Source organism: Roseitranquillus sediminis, from assembly GCF_016918935.1.
GTDB classification, from domain to species: domain Bacteria; phylum Pseudomonadota; class Alphaproteobacteria; order Rhodobacterales; family Rhodobacteraceae; genus Roseitranquillus; species Roseitranquillus sediminis.
The window spans coordinates 178503-196846 of record NZ_JAFFOB010000005.1 but is presented as its reverse complement, the minus strand read 5'-3'; the positions used below and the strand labels follow the sequence as shown (position 1 = coordinate 196846).

Annotated in this window: 17 protein-coding genes; 11 read left to right on the top strand and 6 right to left on the bottom strand. The window is 67.1% G+C overall.

Annotated elements, in window-relative coordinates; all coding sequences use genetic code 11:
• Positions 1-5 precede the first annotated feature (5 nt).
• On the top strand, positions 6-1736 hold the full coding sequence (locus tag JM664_RS01465) for a thiamine pyrophosphate-requiring protein (RefSeq protein WP_227418122.1): 1731 nt from the start codon (positions 6-8) through the stop codon (positions 1734-1736).
• Between the two features lie 16 nt (positions 1737-1752).
• Here the strand turns inward: JM664_RS01465 and JM664_RS01460 are convergent, their stop codons facing one another.
• Genes JM664_RS01460 through JM664_RS01450 form a run of 3 tightly spaced genes read right to left on the bottom strand, consistent with a single transcriptional unit; the run spans position 1753 to position 4677 of the window.
• Positions 1753-2238, bottom strand: coding sequence for a TIGR02444 family protein (locus tag JM664_RS01460; protein ID WP_227418121.1), 486 nt, complete (start codon positions 2236-2238; stop codon positions 1753-1755).
• Entirely contained in the window at positions 2231-2926 is a 696-nt protein-coding gene (locus tag JM664_RS01455; RefSeq protein WP_227418120.1) for a GntR family transcriptional regulator, read from the bottom strand. The genes JM664_RS01460 and JM664_RS01455 overlap by 8 nt, the downstream gene beginning before the upstream one ends.
• 2 nt (positions 2927-2928) lie before the next feature.
• On the bottom strand, positions 2929-4677 hold the full coding sequence (locus JM664_RS01450; protein ID WP_227418119.1) for a thiamine pyrophosphate-binding protein: 1749 nt from the start codon (positions 4675-4677) through the stop codon (positions 2929-2931).
• 91 nt (positions 4678-4768) lie between these two features.
• Between JM664_RS01450 and JM664_RS01445 the strand changes: the two genes are divergently transcribed.
• From JM664_RS01445 to JM664_RS01435, 3 genes are all read left to right on the top strand, one after another.
• Complete coding sequence (locus JM664_RS01445) at positions 4769-6196, top strand: aldehyde dehydrogenase family protein (RefSeq protein ID WP_227418118.1); 1428 nt, start codon at positions 4769-4771, stop codon at positions 6194-6196.
• A gap of 83 nt (positions 6197-6279) precedes the next feature.
• Positions 6280-6753 (top strand): MarR family winged helix-turn-helix transcriptional regulator, encoded by a 474-nt coding sequence (locus JM664_RS01440; protein ID WP_227418117.1) that lies wholly within the window; start codon positions 6280-6282, stop codon positions 6751-6753.
• Positions 6754-6768: 15 nt separating this feature from the next.
• Positions 6769-7557 (top strand): sulfite exporter TauE/SafE family protein, encoded by a 789-nt coding sequence (locus tag JM664_RS01435; protein WP_227418116.1) that lies wholly within the window; start codon positions 6769-6771, stop codon positions 7555-7557.
• Here JM664_RS01435 and JM664_RS01430 read toward each other — a convergent pair.
• Positions 7554-8300, bottom strand: coding sequence for a sulfite exporter TauE/SafE family protein (locus tag JM664_RS01430; protein ID WP_227418115.1), 747 nt, complete (start codon positions 8298-8300; stop codon positions 7554-7556). The genes JM664_RS01435 and JM664_RS01430 overlap by 4 nt on opposite strands.
• 254 nt (positions 8301-8554) lie before the next feature.
• Between JM664_RS01430 and JM664_RS01425 the strand changes: the two genes are divergently transcribed.
• Genes JM664_RS01425 through JM664_RS01415 form a run of 3 tightly spaced genes read left to right on the top strand, consistent with a single transcriptional unit; the run spans position 8555 to position 11111 of the window.
• The gene (locus tag JM664_RS01425; protein WP_227418114.1) at positions 8555-9535 is read left to right on the top strand and encodes an ABC transporter substrate-binding protein; all 981 of its coding nucleotides are present in this window, start codon (positions 8555-8557) and stop codon (positions 9533-9535) included.
• Complete coding sequence (locus JM664_RS01420; RefSeq protein WP_227418113.1) at positions 9532-10338, top strand: ABC transporter permease; 807 nt, start codon at positions 9532-9534, stop codon at positions 10336-10338. Before JM664_RS01425 ends, JM664_RS01420 begins: the two co-directional genes overlap by 4 nt.
• Complete coding sequence (locus JM664_RS01415) at positions 10335-11111, top strand: ABC transporter ATP-binding protein (RefSeq protein WP_227418112.1); 777 nt, start codon at positions 10335-10337, stop codon at positions 11109-11111. The genes JM664_RS01420 and JM664_RS01415 overlap by 4 nt, the downstream gene beginning before the upstream one ends.
• A gap of 108 nt (positions 11112-11219) precedes the next feature.
• On the opposite strand, the gene JM664_RS01410 is transcribed toward JM664_RS01415, so the two are convergent.
• Together JM664_RS01410 and JM664_RS01405 are read right to left on the bottom strand one after the other, a co-directional pair.
• Positions 11220-11912 carry a GntR family transcriptional regulator gene (locus tag JM664_RS01410; RefSeq protein ID WP_227418111.1) on the bottom strand — a complete coding sequence of 231 codons (693 nt, stop codon included), beginning with the start codon at positions 11910-11912 and terminating at the stop codon, positions 11220-11222.
• A 42-nt stretch (positions 11913-11954) separates the two neighbouring features.
• The gene (locus JM664_RS01405) at positions 11955-13121 is read right to left on the bottom strand and encodes an NAD(P)/FAD-dependent oxidoreductase (RefSeq protein ID WP_227418110.1); all 1167 of its coding nucleotides are present in this window, start codon (positions 13119-13121) and stop codon (positions 11955-11957) included.
• Positions 13122-13486: 365 nt separating this feature from the next.
• Between JM664_RS01405 and JM664_RS01400 the strand changes: the two genes are divergently transcribed.
• The 4 genes from JM664_RS01400 to JM664_RS01385 are packed head-to-tail and all read left to right on the top strand — an operon-like array spanning position 13487 to position 18221.
• Positions 13487-14476, top strand: a complete 990-nt coding sequence (locus JM664_RS01400) for a Bug family tripartite tricarboxylate transporter substrate binding protein (RefSeq protein ID WP_227418109.1) — start codon at positions 13487-13489, stop codon at positions 14474-14476.
• A gap of 2 nt (positions 14477-14478) precedes the next feature.
• On the top strand, positions 14479-14952 hold the full coding sequence (locus tag JM664_RS01395; protein ID WP_227418108.1) for a tripartite tricarboxylate transporter TctB family protein: 474 nt from the start codon (positions 14479-14481) through the stop codon (positions 14950-14952).
• A 1-nt stretch (position 14953) separates the two neighbouring features.
• Positions 14954-16480: a tripartite tricarboxylate transporter permease gene (locus JM664_RS01390; protein WP_227418107.1), complete on the top strand. Its 1527-nt coding sequence runs from the start codon at positions 14954-14956 to the stop codon at positions 16478-16480.
• A 52-nt stretch (positions 16481-16532) separates the two neighbouring features.
• Complete coding sequence (locus JM664_RS01385) at positions 16533-18221, top strand: gamma-glutamyltransferase family protein (protein WP_227418106.1); 1689 nt, start codon at positions 16533-16535, stop codon at positions 18219-18221.
• Positions 18222-18344 lie beyond the last annotated feature (123 nt).

The window sequence follows — 18344 nt, the reverse complement described above, 5'->3', positions numbered from 1 at the left end:
GCGCGATGGACGCAGCTGTGACCGAGACGCATACCGCCGCGCACTACTTGCTCGAGGCTCTCGTCGATGTCGGCATCGAGTACGTCTTCTCGAACCTCGGCACCGACCATGCCCCGCTGATCGAGGAAATGGCCCGCTGGCGCGCGGAAGGCCGCGAGCCGCCGAAGATGGTCCTCTGCCCGCACGAGAACACCGCCATTCACATGGCGCTCGGCTATGCGATGGCGACGGGGCGCGGGCAGGGGGTGCTGGTGCATGTCGACGTCGGCACCGCCAATGCCGCAAACGGAATGCACAACGCCTGCCGATCTCGCTTGCCCGTGCTGCTGATGGCGGGCAAGGCGCCCTATACCAGCCACGGGGAGCTGCCGGGGACGCGGGACAACTACGTCCACTTCATCCAGGAGCCCTATGATCAGGGTGCGGTGGTCCGGCCTTACGTGAAGTGGGAGTATACGCTGCAGTCGGCCGCGCATGCGGGCGAGGTGGTCCGTCGGGCGCACACGGTTATGCAGTCGGGAGCTCAGGGGCCTGTCTACCTGATGCTCCCGCGGGAGGCGCTGACCGGAACGGCCAGTCCGTCGCGGCTGCGTCCATTTCCGGCAGACAAGCACGGCCCGCTCGCGCCGGGCGGCGCGCCGGAGGGGGCGCTGGGGGACCTGGCGCTACGGCTGCTCGCGGCGGAGCGGCCGCTGATCGTGACCTCCTACGGCGGCAGAACGCCCGGCACGTCGGAAGCGATCGAGCGGCTGGCGGTGCTGCTCGGCGCGGCGGTGGTCGAGAACGCCATGGTCACGAACGTGAACCACGAGATGGACTGCTTTGCCGGCGGCATTCCGGGGCAGCGGCTGTCCGAGGCCGATGTTGGTCTGATCGTGGACAGCGACGTGCCGTGGATCCCGTCTCAGTCCGAGCCGTCGCCGGATGCCTTCTGGGCGCACATCGACATCGACGCGCTCAAGACTGGCTCGCCGATCTGGAGCTTCCCGGCTGATCTGCGGATCGAGGGGAAAAGTGCCACCATCCTCCGCCAGCTCATCGCGGAGGTGGAGGCGCGGCGAAGCGAGGCGCAGGCCGCGGCCGCGGCGCGGCGGGTGTCGGCGCTGAAGCAGAACGGCGCGAAACGGCGCCGGGTTGCGGAAGAGGCGGCGGCCGATCCCGGAGGCTCGGGTGCGCTGAACCCGCGGCACGTGCTGCGGGCGCTGGGGCAGGCGCTGCGGCCGGAGGACATGATCATCCACGAGGCGGTGCGGAACCAGCCGGCGATGGTGCAGCAGATCCCGCGTCCGCTTCCCGGCACGATGACGCGGACGGCGGGCGGCGGGCTCGGAGCCTCCGGCGGCATGGCGCTTGGCTACAAACTGGCGCGGCCGGAGACGCTGCTCGTCCAGATCGTGGGGGATGGGGCGTTCTACTACAACTGCCCCGCGTCGATGCTGGCGGTCTCGCGGCAATACGGGCTGCCGATGCTGACGGTGATCCTCGACAACGCGGGCTGGTCGGCGGTGAAGGAATCGACTCTCCGGGTCTACCCGGACGGCGCGGCGAAGGGCGGAGGCGACTACGCCTCCGACTTCCGTTCGGACACCGACTTCGCGGCGATGGCAGCCATGTTCGGCTTCACGGGCCTCACGCTCACGGAGCCGGAAGACGTGGCGCCGATGGTGGCGGAGGCGGTCGAGACGGCGCGGTCGGGCACCTCCGTGATCCTGCACGTGCGGCTGCCGCGCCACTGAAGGAGCCCGCCGAGGGTCAGGCGATGGCGAGAAGCCGGGCGGCTAGCGTATCGACGATGCCGGGCGTGAAGTCCGAGCGAAGGAAGCGCGCATAGGCGGCAAGGTTGGCGCGGCCGGCCGTCTCCGGCCCGGCCCGGGCGGAGGCCGCAACCGTCGCTGCGGAGAGGATGTGCTGCTCGAGCCGCTCCGCCTCGAGCTCGACCTTCTTGAGACGGGTGCGGAACGCCTCCTGCGCCTCCCCATCGGGGAAGAGCACCGTCTCCTTCAGCGCGCGCCGCCGTGCCCGCAGCGGCACCACCGTCGCCTCGCGCCATGGCCGGACCGCGGCGTCGAGGGCAGCGACGTCGTCGTCGCCGATGATTGCGCCGCGGGTAGCGTGCCAGAGGAGGCAGAGCGCGATGTTGACGTCGGCGCCGTGCGCGTCCTGGAGGGCGAGGCAGGCACGCTGAACGTCGGCGTCCGCATAGAAGCGCAGGGAGAAGTTCCAAAGGTCGTCAGCCACGCGTCGTCTCCAATTCCTCGAGGTGGCGAACGGCGAGCTCGCCCACCGAGCGGACGTGCCGGACGATGGCGGCCTGCGCGCCGGAAACATCCCGCACGACGAGCCGGGCGACGATCTCGCGCATCTCGTCCGACCGCATCTGGGCCCGGTCCTGCTGGCGCAGCGAGCGGGAGCGGAGGAAGCCGATCCGGTTGAAAAGCTGGATGAAGACCGTCTGCATCGAGGGGTTGCAGGCGGCGCCGAAGAGCACCTCGTAGAATTCTACCTTGACCTGCAGTCGCTCATCGACATCGCCGCTTTCGACCGCCTTGGCAAAACGGTCCGTCAGGGCCTCCAGTTGTCGAAACGCGGCCTCCGGCGCCCGAGCCACGAAGAGCGGGATGGCGGCGGCTTCAAGCACCTCGCGGAACTCGTAGATCTCGCGCGCCTGGGCGCTGGTGATGAGGGCGACGGAGGGGCGGCCGCGGGGGCCGACCGCGACGAGCTTCTCGATTTCAAGCTGGCGCAACGCCTCGCGCACGGAGGTGCGGCTGACGCCTACGGCATCGCAGAGCTCGCGCTCGAGGAGGCGCTGGCCGGGTCGATAGCGGCCGGTGACGATCGCCCGCCGCAAGCGCGCCACGACCTGGTCACGGAGGAGGAGCGACGGCCGCTCGATCGCGAGATCGAAGTTGGAATCCTGCTCCATGCTCACTCCAGCTGGGCGACGACTTCGACGACCGCAACCTCGCCCTCTTTCACTCGCTCCACCGCCTCGCGCAAGACGGGCGCCAGAGCCTCGGGGTCAGCGACCGGCCCGGCCGCCCAGGCGCCGAAGCCGCGGGCGACGGTGGCGAGGTCCGCATCCGGCTCGTGCGTTCGCTGGCCGATATGCGCGCGGCTGGCATCGCGGCCGCGCTGATGCGCAATCTCGCGCTGGTGCAGCTCGTCGTTGCCCCAGGAGCGGTTGTTCATCAGCACCATCAGGAGCGGCACCCCGAGATGCGCCGCCGTCCAGATCGCACCCGGCGCCATCATGAAGTCGCCGTCGCCGAGGATGGCGACCGGCAGGACGCCGGTTCCCTTGAGGCCGAGGGCGGCGCCCACCGCAGCGCCCGGGCCATACCCCACGCCGCCGCCGCCGTCGCCGCCGAGGTAGTGACCACAACCGGGAATGGCCCAGTAGCCATCCTTCCAGCTGCGATGGTTGCGCACGACGAGGCGCCAGTCTTCGGCGCGGACGGCCTGGAACACCTCGTGGGTCAGGCGTTCCACCGAGATCGGGCTATCGCTCCACCGCTTCTCCAGCGTTTCGGCCGCGCGCTTGCGCACCGCCTCGTGCCGCTCTGCGAGCCGGTCCCTGCGGGTCGCAATGCGGGCCGTGTCGCCGCCGAGCCGCTCCGCCGCGTCCGCCAGCGCTTCCAGCGTCACCAGCGGGTCAGCCGGGATCTGGTCGTCCCGCGGCGGGGTCGGGCCGCCGAAGCGCGACCACGAGTTTCCGAACCAGTCGCTGAGCGAGACGTCGATGACGTGGGCACCCGCGCTGCCGGGGCCCGCGCCCATGATGTGACTGCGCCCCACGCCATACCCCGTGGTCGCGAGCGTGAGGTCGTGCACGTCGAGGGCGAGGATGACGTCGGCTTCGGACCGGGCCTTGCGGTCGCCGTTCAGGTTTTGCGGGTGGCGCGTCGGCAGGCAGGCGATGCAGCGGTCGTCTAGGTAGGCGGCGCCGGTCGCCTCGACGAGGCGGACGAGCGGAAGGGTGGCGCGGCGGTCGATGCCGAGCCGGCCGCAGACGATCAGCGGCGCCTCCGCAGCGAGGAGTCGGGCAGCGACCCGCTCGACCGCCGCCGGATCGGGATGGACCGGCGGCGGCGGCGCATAGCGGGTGAGGTTGGCGTCTGTGGTGCGCGATGTCTCCAGCGGCTGCTCCTGCAGGCCCGCGTCAAGCGAGACGTAGACCGGACCCTTCGGTGCCGTCTGGGCGATCCGCGCGGCGCGCAGGAGCGAGTCCATTGCGCCGTCAAGCGTCGCCGGCTCGTCCGTCCATTTCACGTACGGCCGCACCAGATCCCCCTGCGCGTTCGCCGAATGCGCCCAGTCGATGAAGCGGCGCTGCCCCGGATCGGCCGGCCCGGAGCCGCCAATGATCAGCACCGGCGTCTGGTCGCAGAAGGCGTTGAAGATGCTCATCGACCCGTTCATCAGGCCGACGAGGTTGTGGAGGATCGCGACGCCGGTGTTGCCGGTGGCCTTGGCGTAACCATGCGCCATCGCCACCGCGATCATCTCGTGGGTGCAGAGCGCCATCTTCGGCTTTTCGTCGCCGAGGAAATTCGCAAGCGAGTCGTGAAGGCCCCGGAAGCTGGAGCCCGGGTTCAGGAAAACGTAGTCGGTGCCAAGGTCGCGAAGCGCCTGCGCCATCAGGTCAGAGCCCCACGCCATCTCGTCGCTCGCCACCATGAAATCCCTCTCCCACTTTCGCGGTTGCCGCGTTTCGTATTACGTAATACGTAATATGCCAACTGCGCAAGCCGAGGAGGGAAACCCGATGGATCATGCGAGCTGCATCTACGTCGCTGGCGAATGGCGCGAGGCGAGCGGAGCGCCCCTCGACGTCGTCGACCCGGCGACGGAGGCGGTGACTGCCAGGATCGGCACCGCGTCGGAAAACGACGTGGATGCCGCCGTGGCCGCGGCCCGCGCCGCATTCGACGCCTGGGCAGAGACCACGCCGGCGGACCGGGCGGACTTCATCGAGCAGATCGTGGTCGAGTACGACGCGCGCGTCGAGGAGATGATCGATGCGATCACCCGCGAGATGGGTGCTCCACTCTCGTTCGCGCGCAACGTTCAGACCAAGATGGCGCGGGAGCGTTTCGTGATGGCGGCCAAGCTGGTGCGCGACTACGCGTTCGAGGAGGCGGTGGGCACCTCGCTCGTCGTGCGCGAGCCGATCGGGGTCTGTGCCTTCATCACGCCGTGGAACTGGCCACTGAACCAGGCCGCCTCCAAGATAGCCTACGGGCTCGCCGCCGGCTGCACGGTGGTATGGAAGCCCTCGGAGATCTCGCCGCTCTCGGCCGTCATCCTTTCCGAGGCGGTCGACGCGGCAGGACTGCCGAGGGGCGTCTTCAACCTCGTTCAAGGCGACGGGCCGGGCGTCGGCGCCCACCTCGCCTCGCACCCGGACGTCGACATGGTCAGCTTCACCGGCTCGACCCGCGGCGGCATCGCGGTCGCCAAGGCTGCGGCCGACACGGTCAAGCGCGTCCACCAGGAGCTCGGCGGCAAGTCGGCCAACCTGATCCTGCCTTCGGCCGAGTTCGAGGCCGCGGTCGCCGCGGGAACTAAGCTCTGCTACCGCAACACCGGCCAGTCTTGCCAGGCGCCGACGCGGATGCTCGTCGAACGCCATCGGATGGGAGAGGCCGCTGCCATCGCCAAGGCTGCGGCGGAAGAAATGAAGACGGGCGATCCGCGCCAGCAGGGCACCGACCTCGGTCCGCTCGTCAGCAAAGCGCAGTGGGAAAAGGTTCAGGCCCTGATTGCGAGCGGGATCGAAGAAGGCGCGACCCTGGTTACCGGCGGCACCGGCAAGCCGGAAGGGCTCGAGAACGGCTACTACGTGAAGCCCACCGTCTTCAGCAACGTCACGAACGACATGACGATCGCGCGCGAGGAGATCTTCGGACCGGTCATCTGCCTAATGGGCTATGACGACGAGGATGACGCGGTGCGGATTGCCAACGACTCCGTCTACGGACTGGCGACCTACGTCTCCGGCACCGATCCCGAGGCGCTGCGACGGGTGTCCCGCAAGATCCGCGTCGGCCGCGTCTATCTCAATTACGCGCCGGCGCAGGGTGACGTCCCCTTCGGCGGCTACAAGCAATCGGGCAACGGCCGCGAGCAGGGTGTGCACGGACTCGAAGACTTCACCGAGCTGAAAGCGATCCTCGGTCACCAGGCCGCATGACGGCCGCGTTCACCCCGCTCCGGGGTGCATCCCCGATCGCGTCTGCTACCGTTGACGCGGGTTTCGCGGCAGGAGGAGCGGGGATGTCGGGCCGGGAGAGCGTCGAGCGGGAGCCCGGGAGGATCGGCCTCGGCCTCCTCCTGCGGCGGGCACACAAGAGCTTCTCCGGCGCACTCGCGGCGCGGCTTGAACGCGTCGGGATCACACACGCGCAGTTTCACCACCTGAGACGGCTCAACGAGCAGGACGGCGTCAGCTCGTCCGAGCTCTCGGCGCTGGTCGAGGTGAAGAAGGCCACATCGACCTCCATTCTCGACGCGCTGGAAACGAAGGGCCTGATCCGCCGCGACCGCGACGCCACCGACCGCCGCCGGGTCAACGTCTTCCTGACGGCCAAGGGCCGCGAGCTGCAGGGCGAGCTCGCCGCCTGCGCCGTCGAGGTGAACGACGCCGCCGCGCGCGACCTTTCGCCTGAGGAGCGGGCGCAGCTCTTCGATCTGCTCGAACGGATGATAGCCAGTCTCTCGGCGGAGTGGCGTCCCGGGCGCGAGGACTGAGGGGCAGGCCGCCGGATGCAGCTCCTCGCCGCCGCGCCGTTCGAGGCGCTTTCGTCCACCGGGATCGTCGCGCTCGTTCTGGTCTACAGCGCATCGTTCTTCGTAAAGGGCATCTTCGGCTACGGCGCAGTGCCGATCCTGATCGTCGCCGGGTCGTTCGTGATCACGCCGCACCAGGCGGTGGTGCTCGCCGCCGTTACCAACCTCATGACGCACGTGCAGTACATGCCTGACGGCCTGCGCCATGGTCAGCGCGGGCTCGTCGTTCGCCTCGCGATCTTCCTGCTTCCGGCCATTGCGGTCGGCGTCTGGATCTTCTCGCGCATCGACGGCGCGTCGCTCAGCGTCGTCACCGGGCTGATCATCCTCCTCTCGATCCTTGCCGACGCGTTCGGCCTCTTCGATCCGCTCGCGCCCTTCGTGCGGCGCAACGTGAGGACCATCGGTCCCGCCTTCGGGACCGTTGCCGGCCTCATCTCCGGAATAGTCGGCGCCGGCGCGATCTCGTTCATCTCGCTCTACGTCCGCGTCTTCGCGCCCGACCGGCAGGGGTTCCGCGCGACCATCATACTCGTGACCGCCGTGATCCTCGTCTGGCGCACGGCGATGCTGGCCCTCAGCGGCCACTTGACGCACACGCTCTTCGCGGAGGCGCTGCTGCTGCTGCCACCGGGCCTCCTTGCCGGCTGGATCGGCGCCCGCGTCTCGCGACGGATCTCGGACCGCGGCTTCTTCGCCGCCTATCGCGCCGTGATCGCTCTCGGCGCCGGCCTCCTGATCCTGCGGGGCCTCACGACGGCCTAGACCAGGCCCGCCTCGGTCACAGCGCGCCAGATCAGCGTCGCCGCCGTCCAGGCCAGGACGATGAGGACCAGCCGGTCGAAGAGCCGAGTGTCCACCTTCCGCGCCGCGATGTTGCCGAGCATGAGGCCCGCGGCGACAGCCGGCAGCCCCAGGAGGCCCACGACGACTGCCTGCGAGCCGAGGATCCCGGCTGCGGCAAGGGCCGGTAGCTGCACCACTGTGAAGCCGAGGAACATCGTCCCGGTGGCAAGGATGAAGTCCTCCCGCGGCAGCCGCAGCGCGTGGAAGAAGGTGACGGCGATTGGACCCGAGATACCCGTTGCGCCGTGGAGAAGCCCGGAGGCCAGTCCGACCCCGGGCGCAAGGCGTCGCGCGACAAGATGGCCAAGCCGAAGCCCCGGATTGGCCAGACGGAGCACCAGGTAGACCACGAGCATGACCGCGAGCGCCACCTCGAGCAGCGCGGACGGCACGGAGGCGAGCATCCAGGTTCCGACTGCCGTGCCAATCCCGCCTGCAACTACGAAGCGCGGCAGAAGGCCGCGCGCGCTGCGGGCACCCCTGAACTGCCAGATCTGCCACGCGTTCGCGACCGCGACCGGGATGGCGCACATGGCGAGCGCCTGCGGCAGCCCGACGAGAAGCGTAAGTCCCGGGATCGCGACCATCGGAAGGCCAAGCCCGAGAATGCCTTTCACGAAGGCGCCGACGAGGAGCAGCCCTACCGCCGCCAGGATGGTCATGTCGCCTCCCATAGCCGGATGTAGGACAATGTTCGAGAGCTCGTCCGTATGACACCGCCTGCGTCACCGCAAGCCCTTGTCAGACCTGCGCTTCGCCCCGCCAAGAGCCTGCCGCCCTGGCGATTGTCTCATCGTCCGCACCTTAGCTCCAGCCCCATTGCCTCACTGTTGCATTGACATTCAGCCGCCCGCGTCCTAACGGGTTGTAACAATAAGCGGGCAGAGATCCCGCGGGAAAAGGGAGGAAAAACACGTTGTCACGCACCATTTCCGTCTCGGCGCTCGCTCTGGTCGCCGCGTTCGCGGGCCACGCAGCCCCGGCGCAGGACCTGACCGAGGTCTCGATCGTTGTCTTCGGGCCGCCGTCGCTCGGCGCGTTCCTGCCGCCCGTCATCAAGGACCAGGGCCTGGACGAGGTGCACGGCCTCGATATCACCTTCGCCGAGCGCACGCCCGACGCATACGCGGCGCAGTTCAACTCCGGCGAGTTCGAGGTCGGCGGCAGCGCCGCGCTGCTGACCGTCGGCCTCGCGGAGGCGCGGGGCGTCGAGGCGACCTACCTCTTCAACCTCTTCGACTTCTGGGGCGCCGTCGTGACCACGCGCGATGACGTGCAGACGCTGGCCGACCTCGCAGGCAAGGACCTCGCCGCGGCGACCGGCACGACCAACTACCAGATGTTCCGCTGGCTCGCGGGTCGGCAGGGCCTCGACCTGTCGCAGGTGACCGCCGTCAACACGGCGACGCCCGGTCTTGTCGGCTACGCCATGGCCGATCGCGCCGCGGCGGTGCAGCTCTGGGAGCCGGCCTTCACCTCGCTCACGTCGCAGAATGCAGAGGTGCGCTCGCTCGACCTCAACATCGGCGGCGCCTGGGAAGAGTTCGCGGGCTCCGCAAGCATCCCCTACCTCGGCGTCGCGGCGCATCGCGACTGGGTGGAGGCGAACCCGGACACGGTGGGTGCCCTCTACGCCGCCTACTCGGATGCCGCCGAGTGGGTCAAAGCAAATCCGGACGAGGCCGCCGCGGTCATCGCCGGCGGCGACGCGACGACAGACGTAGTGCAGAACTACGCGGACCTCATCCGCAACAACGATCGCCTTGGGCTGAATGTGGCCTGGGCCGGCGATCTCGAGACCGAGATTCGCAAGGTCTACGAGGTCGGATTGGAGATCGAGTATCTGCCGCAGATGCCCTCTGACGCGACGATCCACGCGGGCGGCAGTGCTGAATGACTGACGTCACGCCGAGTGCGCATCCTTATGCGAACCCGGTCTTCGGTGCGGCGCGGGGCTTCTTCTGGATCGCCGCGCCGTTCGTACTGATTGCGCTCGCGTGGCAGATCGCGTCGCTGTTCTTTCCGCCGTTCCTGTTCCCGTCGCTCATCGATGTGTTCGCGCGGGTCTTCCAGATCCTGACGACCTGGTCGCAGTTCTCGAGCGTCCTCGCGACTGCGCTCAGGATCCTCGCTGGCCTCGCCGGCGCGTTCTCGATCGGCGTGATCCTCGGCCTCCTGATCGCGAACTTTCGCGTCGCGGACCGGCTGCTGACCCCGACGCTCACCTTCTTCCAGGGCATCCCGGCGCTTTCCTGGGTCGTGTTCGCGATCATCTGGTTTCATGGCGTCGAGTTTCGAATTCTCTTCATCATGATCATGACCACGCTGCCAGCCTTCACCTTCCAGGTCGTCGGCGCGCTCAGGGGAATGAACAAGGACCTCCTCGAGATGGTGATGAGCTTCCGCCCGACGCGGCCGAAGTATTTCACCGCCATGGTCCTGCCGGCAGTGCTGCCTGAGATCCTCACCGCCTGGAAGGTGAACCTCGGCAATGCCAGCCGCGTTGTGGTCGTGGCGGAGCTCGTCGGCTCCTCGGGCGGCGTCGGCTACGAGCTCCTCCAGCAGCAGCAGCTCTTTGACATGGCAGGGGCGCTCGCTTGGACGTTGCAGCTTGTCTTCTTCGTGCTCCTCTTCCAGTGGATCCTCAGCTTGGTCGAGCGCGTAGCATTTCGCTACCGCGCCATTTCGGAGCGGTCGTGACGGAGCGCCACTCGCAGCCGGCCGCAACCGCAAGGGACGAAGCCGCGCCGGAGATCCAGTTTCGGAACGTCAGCAAGCGCTTCGGCACCCTGACGGCCGTCGACCACCTGAACCTCGAGATCGGCAAGGGCGAGCTTGTCGCGCTTCTCGGCAAGACCGGCTGCGGCAAGTCGACCATGTTCAACATGATCGCGGGCCTGATGGAGCCGACAGAGGGTGCGGTCACCGTGATGGGGCGCGTCCCCTTCCGCGAGTTCGACTGGTTCCGCGGCAAGATGGCAATCGTGTTCCAGAACGACCGCCTGCTGCCCTGGCGCACTGCGGTCCGCAATGTCGAGCTCGGCCTCGAGATGCTGGGCATCTCGGCCGGCGAGCGGCGGGCGCGGGCGCTGCGCTGGCTTGAGACACTCGGGCTCAAGGGGCACGAGAACGACTACCCCTACGCGCTCTCGGGCGGCATGCGCCAGCGCGTCTCCATCGCGCGCGCCTTCGCGACCGATGCCGAGCTTCTGCTTTGCGACGAGCCTTTCTCTGCGCTCGACGAGATGACCTCAGCAAGGCTCCGCACGGAGTTCGCGCGGCTCGTCCGCGACACGGGCAAGACGGCCGTCTTCATCACCCACTCGATCAACGAGGCGTTCGACATCGGCGACCGGATCGTGGTGCTCAAGCGCCCCGCCGAAATTGCCCACGACATCCAGATCACCCCCGATACGCCCGATCACGAGCGGGAGCGCATCCGCGCCGTCATCCACCACTCCCTCTCCGCCTGAGCGGGAACGGTCGGTCGCGGGTCGAGCGGCATGCGGATCTGGAGACGATCCGCCGGCTGAAGCGGCTGGGCGAGGAGATCGACGGTGGCGGCGGGAAGAAGCCCCCGCTCAGGGCCGACTTTGGTTGGCCGATCGCCGGCACGTGTCCGAGTCGATGCGCGTCGAGGCAAGGAGCAGCATCTCGGCTCGGTTCAGACGGTCGAGCACGAAACGACGAGCGTCTTCTATCCGGCGGGACTGCATGAGCTCGACGAATTTTACGTGGTCCTCGCCCATGGCCACAAGATCGTAGGACTCCGACACTGAGACGTCGGCCATCGCCAGCCGGAGCTTTGCCAGGAGGCCAGCATAAAACTCGGTAAGATCGGTCGACCCCACCAGCGCTACAAGCTCGACGTGGCACCTGATGTCTTGCCGAGTTATCGTCCGGACGTCGCCGGAGGCGATGGCGGACACGAGCTTCTCCGTTTCGGCGGCGAGCGCACCCAGGGCCCCGTCCTCACGACCTGCGAAGGCCGTCACGCCCCCCGCCTCAAGCAGGCGGCGAGCCCGATAGATCTCGCGGATGGTATCAGCTCCGAGGCGGGTCACGTGCAGCGCGCGGGTGGTACGGTTGCGAGTTAACAAGCCCTCGACCGTCAAGGTGTTGAGCACCTCGCGCACCGTGGGCCGGGAAACGCCGAGCTCCTGCGCCATCGCCTCTTCGGTAACGACCGTGCCAGGCGGCCGACGCCGTTCAAGAATGTCGTCCCGCAGAAGCTGAACGCATTGCTCGGAGACTGTCTCCCGCCTGAGCTTCATCGTACCTCCGTCCTTCGGTGGCCCCGTACGGCTGGCTCTGAGCTACTGCTGCCCCGGCTTTCGCGGAGCATATGGCTGACCGAAGGTGCTGTCCTGCATGAAGCGCTCCAAGCGGAACTCGTCGAAGAGCTCTTGCCGTTCGCCCATGATCTCGGCGGCCACTGCGTCACCGAGATAGGGTGCTAGGGTAACGCCGGAGTGGGTGGCGACGACATAGAGCCAGGGCAGGTTCGGCGCCGGACCGACGATCGTCCGCCCGTCATCGGGCATCACGCGCTGGCCGACGACGATCTGCTCGATCTGAACCGCTTCCGTGTTGGCGATGAGAGCCTTCAGCCGCTCCTCGAAAGTCCTTGCGAGCTCGGAGTCCGGGCCCGGCACGTTGCCGGGGTCGGCCGTGGCGTCGAGGTCGAGCGCCTGGAGCATGAGGCGACCGCCCCCGGCGGGCCGCACGTTGAGCCAGGGGCTCGTCACCAGTCGGCTCAGCCGCACGGGCAGGGGGTTGGTCACCGCAAGGTACCCCACGACAATGTCGCCCGGCTCGGTGAACTCGCGTACCGGCACGACGACCGAGGCGAGCGCAGCAAGCCTTGCCGTCCAGCGCCCGGCGGCCGAGACGATTCGATCCGCCCTCAGGGTCGTGCCGTCAGCCAGGTCCACCGCGGCGCCACCGTCGGCGGCTCTCAGGCCGACGACTGCGGAGCCTTCGCCCGTCCGCACGGTCGCTCCGGCCTTGCGCGCCTCACCGAGCATATGGGCGAGGTACTTCAGCGGATAGGCATAGCCCTCACGCGTGTAATGGACGATCATCTTCGCGTCCTCGGGGATCCGCACGTCCGGCAGGAGTTCGCGCGCACGATCAACGTCGATGATCTCGACGCCGTAGTCGCGCTTGGAGTGCCGCTCGATCCTAGCGGCGAGATCGGCGCGGTGGTGCTCGTCAATGGCGATCTCGACATGGCCGCCGGTGCAAAGCCACCCGTCCTCCCCCTGCGGCGACAATCTCTCGTGCGCTTCCAGTCCCGCCAGGTTGAGTTCGTAGTACGCGACGGGTTCCTTCCCGTTGGAGTTCACCCAAGCGTAGGAGGTGCTCGACGTGCCGCTGCCAGGTGCGGCCTGGTCCACAAGCGTCACCTCGGCGCCGCTCTGTGCGAGGCGGGCGGCGATCGACACGCCAACCACTCCGGCCCCGATGACGATCACCTTCATGTCTGTCTTCCTTTCCCTCGAGCAGTTCTTGATGCACGCACCCGATGCTCGGGCAGGGGCATTTACTGTCTGTCTGCCTTACAGCATAACACAACGCAACAAGACTCTCATCGCCGGAAAAGTAGGCGAGTAAGGCCGAAACAAAGGGGCATCAACGTTTTCGTTATCAAACTCGTTGACGTGAGTGGCGCACGTATCGCAGGCTGATCCTGTCTGACAGATAGACTGCTCGTTGCTCTGCGCGGCATCGGAAAGAGGAGGAGCCGCCCACGTTGCGAGGCAGCAGAGACGACCGCCAAGGCAAAGCGCGAATGTTCGGTTCCGTCCGAGCACGATGCCCACCCAAGTCCACGAAAGGAAGAACGATGAACATGATCCTCTCCTTCGGCCCCAAGACCATCAGAACAAGCACATGCGCGGCCGCCGCATTGATCGCATGCTCGCTGCCCCAAGACGCCGTAGCGCAAGACTATCCAGAGGACGACATCATCTTCATCGTCCCCTACAACCCGGGTGGTTCATCCGACATCCTGGCTCGCGAATACACGCAGCTTCTGAGCGAGAAGCTTGGGGTGAACGTCGTCGTTCAGAACGTGTCCGGCGGATCCGGCACCATCGGGACCGTCGAACTCTTCGGGGCCGAGCCGGACGGCTACACGATTGGCTATGGCCATAATTCGCCTCTCGCGATCCAGCCGCACCGCAACGCGGACCTTCCCTATTCCGGCATCGACGACTTCACGCCCATCGGCGGAATAGGCGCTCAGGCGGGAACGGTGTCGGTGAACTCGGCATCGGACTATCAGACCTTCGCCGATCTGGTGGCGGCCGCCGAAGCCGCGCCCGAGACGATCTCCATCGCCGTCGGCTCCGCCGGCAACGTCAAGGACATGCAGCTCCAGCAGGTCGAGAAGGCCGCGGGCGTGGAGTTCAACATCGTCCCGTCTTCCGGCGGTGGATCCGAGGCCGTCGCCAGCGTGCTCGGACGAATCGTGGATGCCGTTTCCGTGAACGCCTCCAGCGTCGCGGGCCAGATAGCTTCGGGCGACCTGCGGCCCATCGCGATCTTTGCGAAATCCCCGCGGGACGAGGTTGCCGGATTCGAGGTGATCAACTCCGACGACTACCCGGGCCTCGTCATTCTTCAGGACACATCGGGAATAATTGCGCCCGCTGGTCTGCCGGATGAGGTGTTGACCGTTCTTTCGGACGCGCACCAGGAGATCATGCAGGACGAGGGCTTCCTCGAGTCGCTCGAGGAGAGCGTCTACATCATCGATCCGGCCGATCCCGAGACCTACAAGGCTCAGCTGATGGAAGACTACGAGAACTTCGGCGCGATCCTGGGGCAATAAGAGTGGCGGCAGACGGCACCACCGAATGGCGCACCGGCCGCACAGTGGCCGGTGTGCTCGGGCTCGCGTTCTCCGGCGTCTATCTGCTCGAGGGCCGCACACTGGACTTCGGCACGATGGACGCTCCGGGGCCGGGCATCTTTCCGCTCGCGGTCGGCATCCTAATGGCGGTCGTCAGCCTGGGTGTGATCGCCGAGGCGAGGACAACGCGCGAGCCCGGCAAGCTGCATCTTCCCGCAGGCTACGACGCGACGCGCCTCTTGAGCGTCTTTACGGCGCTCGTGGTGTTTGTGCTTGCGCTTTCGGTGCTTGGTCTGCCGATCGCCGCGTTCCTGTTTGTGGCCTTCTACGTCCGCCTTGTCGGGCGGGTTACCTGGGCTGCATCCGTCCTGAGCGGCGCCGGAGTAGCCATCGGCGTCTACGTCGTCTTCGAAGTTCTGCTCGGGGTGCGCCTGCCGGATCCGGTCTGGGCCTGACATGGAAGCAATCGAAGGACTGATCCAGGGCTTTCAGGTCGCGATGCTGGCCGAGAACCTGCTGGCCGCTCTGATCGGAGCGGCATTGGGAACGGCCGTGGGCGTGTTGCCCGGGCTCGGCCCGCTCGGCGGCGCCGCGCTTGTGTTGCCCTTTACCTATTCAATGGAACCCACCGCGGCGATCATCATGATCGCCGGCATCTACTACGGTGGCATGTACGGCGGATCGACCACTTCGGTCTTGCTGAACGTGCCGGGCGAGACCGCCTCTGTCGTCACGACCCTCGATGGCTATCCGCTGACGCAGAAGGGCCGCGCCGGCCCTACACTTTTTATCATGGCCATCGGGTCAGCCGTCGCTGCATTCATCTCGCTGGTCCTGCTCACCTTCTTCTCGCCCTGGCTCGCGCGGTTCGGACTGCGCTTCGGCCCGGCGGAGTTCTTCGCTGTCATGACATGCGGTCTGATCGTCCTGTCGCGCGTCTCGGGCGGGAGCCTGATGAGCAATCTCTTTCCGCTCATGATCGGGATCGTGGCGGGAACCGTGGGACAGGAAGCCGTCAGTTCCGCCGTGCGCTTCACGTTCGGCTACTTTCCCCTGATTGCGGGGCTGGAACTCGTGGCGCTCGCCATCGGTCTTTTCGGCCTCGCCGAAGTGTTGCGCCTCGTCGAGAACCCGGCGGGGACGCCGCGGGTCAAGACGGTGCGCGTGCGAGACATGGTGCCGAGCCGCGAGGAATTCAGCCGCTCAGTCGGCCCATGGGGCCGAGGCTCCCTCGTCGGCTTCGTGTTCGGACTCCTGCCGGGTCCGTCGGCAGCCATGTCGAGCTATGCGTCGTACCAGCTCGAGAAGAAGGTCGCGCGCGGACGTGCCGAAATGGGCAAAGGCGCCATCGAGGGAGTCGCCGGGCCAGAGGCGGCCAACAACGCGGCTGCGACCTCCGGGATGATCCCGGTGCTGTCGCTCGGCCTTCCCTTCTCTGCAACGCTTGCGCTCATCCTGGCGGCATTGATGATCCATGGCATCCAGCCGGGGCCACTCCTGCCCATCCAGCATCCCGACATTTTCTGGGGCGTGATCGCCTCGATGTTCGTCGGAAACATCATGCTTCTGATGCTGAACATCCCGATGATCGGCGTGTGGGTGTCGATGCTGAAGGTGCCGATCTGGCTTCTGGGTGCGATCGTGATCGTCATCGCCGTCGTGGGCACCTTTGCGGCACGCAACAACCTGACGGACGTCTACGTACTGACGGGCGCAGCGGCGGCGGGATACTTTCTGCACAAGCTTGGCTTCAACCTCGCGCCGCTGATCCTCGGGTTCGTTCTCGGCCCCGAGATCGAGAAGCACTTGCGGCAAGGGCTGTATCTTTCGAACGGCGACCTGACTTATTTCATCGAACGACCCATCGCGGCGACGCTTTGGGGGATCACCATCCTCACCTTCCTTGTCGTGTTCCTCTGGCGTCGTTTCTTCGGTGAACGCGCGCGGGAGCTCGACGCAATCGAATCCGGAGACGACGAGTGAGCAGCGAAGACCACATGAGACACCCGACGTGACCGCGCCGCATCGTGCCCGCATGATCGGCACGCGCCATATGGTCGCTGCGGGTCATTACCTGGCCACGCAGGCGGCCTTCCAGATCCTCGAAGCCGGCGGCAATGCGGTGGATGCCGGCGTAGCAGGTGGGATCGCGTTGGCCGTCGTGCAGAGCGAGTACGTGGGCTTCGCCGGCGTCGCACCGATCATGATCCACCACGCCGAAAGCGGGCGCACGATCACCATCAGCGGCCTTGGGACCTGGCCTGCGGCAACGGATGTGGATCTCTTCGTGCGCGAGCATGGCGGGCGGATTCCGAAGGGAGTGCTGCGCTCCGTCGTGCCCGCTGCGCCGGACGCCTGGATCACCGCGCTTGAGCTCTACGGCACGATGTCGTTCGGCGAGTGCGCCGTCGCGGCCCACCGGTTTGCCAGCGAAGGGTTCGCGGTGCCGTCGCTCATGGCAGAAATTATCGCCGACCATGCCGACGAATATGCGGTCTACCCCGGTAACGCGGCCATCTACCTGCCGGGGGGCAAACCGCCGAAAGCGGGCGACATCCTTCGGCAGACCGATCTGGGCAACGCCATCGCCTACATGATCGACGAGGAGAAAGCGGCGGCTACGAAAGGTAGAGAAACCGGGCTCAAGGCCGCGCGCGATGCCTTCTACAGAGGCGACATCGCCCGACGCATCGCCGAACACCAGCGGGAAGAAGGCGGCTGGTTGTCCGAAGACGATCTTTCGGGCTTCCGCGTGGAAGTGGAAGATGCCCGATCGGTCGGATTCGGTGGAGCCGAGGTATTCTATTGCGGACCCTGGTGTCAGGGACCGCTTCTGGGCCAGACTCTGGCGATGCTGGACGGCACCGACCTGCGCGGGCTCGGCCATAACAGCACCCGGTACATCCATCACCTGACCGAGGTGCTGAAGCTGGCATACGCCGACCGCCACGCGCTCTACGGCGATCCGAACTTCAACGACGTGCCGATCGATCGCCTCATGTCGCCCGACTACGCAAGGAAAAGAGCGGCGCTCGCCGATCCGGAGCGCGCACATCCGGGCCTGCCCGTGCCCGGCATCGGCGCCCACTGGGACCCTGTGGTGACTTCGCGCGAGGATATGCCGCGCGATCCGGGAGAGCTCGACACGTCCTATGTCTGCGTGATCGACCGAGCCGGCAACGTCTTCTCCGCCACACCAAGCGACGGGTCGGCGGGCGCACCAGTGGTGCCCGGCCTCGGTTTCGTGGTGTCCGGCAGGGGTGTGCAAGCATTCACGGAGCCAGACGCGCCCGCCCGCGTCGGGCCGGGCCGCCGGCCACGGCTGACACCCAACCCTGCCATCGCACGCAGTGTCCGGGACGGCTGGACGATGCCTATAGGCTCTCCGGGGAACGATGTGCAGCCCCAAGCGATGCTGCAGGTATTCCTCAACGTCCATGTCTTCGGGATGAGTCCCCAGGATGCTGTCGACGCCCCCCGCTTCGCGACGTTCAGCTACCCCCGCTCGTCATCGCCCCACCCGTACTCGCCCGGGCTGTTGCAGGTCGAGGAGCGCGTCGGCTCCGAAGTGATCGAGGCTCTTGAGGACCTCGGACACCGGGTCAGAGCCTGGTCTGACTGGCACTTCACGTCCGGCGGCGTCTGCACGATCCTACGGGACAGGCAGGGTCGGCTGGAGGGCGCGTCTGATCTCAGGCGCCCGACGTCGGTGGCGGGATGGTAGGCGGCCTGCTGCCGGAATGTACCAGAGCTCTGCTGCGCGCATCGGCTGATGGCCGTGTTTCTCCCTTCCCCGGACGGGCTCATCGCACAGGGTCAGTGAAGGGCATACCGCGTGCGGTGTAGC

What these genes read in the sequence shown, in the direction of transcription:
- JM664_RS01465 (WP_227418122.1), top strand. Translation starts at nt 6, where the DNA reads ATGGACGCAGCTGTGACCGAGACGCATACCGCCGCGCACTACTTGCTC.
- JM664_RS01455 (WP_227418120.1), bottom strand. Translation starts at nt 2,926, where the DNA reads ATGGAGCAGGATTCCAACTTCGATCTCGCGATCGAGCGGCCGTCGCTC.
- JM664_RS01445 (WP_227418118.1), top strand. Translation starts at nt 4,769, where the DNA reads ATGGATCATGCGAGCTGCATCTACGTCGCTGGCGAATGGCGCGAGGCG.
- JM664_RS01440 (WP_227418117.1), top strand. Translation starts at nt 6,280, where the DNA reads ATGTCGGGCCGGGAGAGCGTCGAGCGGGAGCCCGGGAGGATCGGCCTC.
- JM664_RS01435 (WP_227418116.1), top strand. Translation starts at nt 6,769, where the DNA reads ATGCAGCTCCTCGCCGCCGCGCCGTTCGAGGCGCTTTCGTCCACCGGG.
- JM664_RS01430 (WP_227418115.1), bottom strand. Translation starts at nt 8,300, where the DNA reads ATGACCATCCTGGCGGCGGTAGGGCTGCTCCTCGTCGGCGCCTTCGTG.
- JM664_RS01420 (WP_227418113.1), top strand. Translation starts at nt 9,532, where the DNA reads ATGACTGACGTCACGCCGAGTGCGCATCCTTATGCGAACCCGGTCTTC.
- JM664_RS01410 (WP_227418111.1), bottom strand. Translation starts at nt 11,912, where the DNA reads ATGAAGCTCAGGCGGGAGACAGTCTCCGAGCAATGCGTTCAGCTTCTG.
- JM664_RS01405 (WP_227418110.1), bottom strand. Translation starts at nt 13,121, where the DNA reads ATGAAGGTGATCGTCATCGGGGCCGGAGTGGTTGGCGTGTCGATCGCC.
- JM664_RS01400 (WP_227418109.1), top strand. Translation starts at nt 13,487, where the DNA reads ATGAACATGATCCTCTCCTTCGGCCCCAAGACCATCAGAACAAGCACA.
- JM664_RS01390 (WP_227418107.1), top strand. Translation starts at nt 14,954, where the DNA reads ATGGAAGCAATCGAAGGACTGATCCAGGGCTTTCAGGTCGCGATGCTG.
- JM664_RS01385 (WP_227418106.1), top strand. Translation starts at nt 16,533, where the DNA reads ATGATCGGCACGCGCCATATGGTCGCTGCGGGTCATTACCTGGCCACG.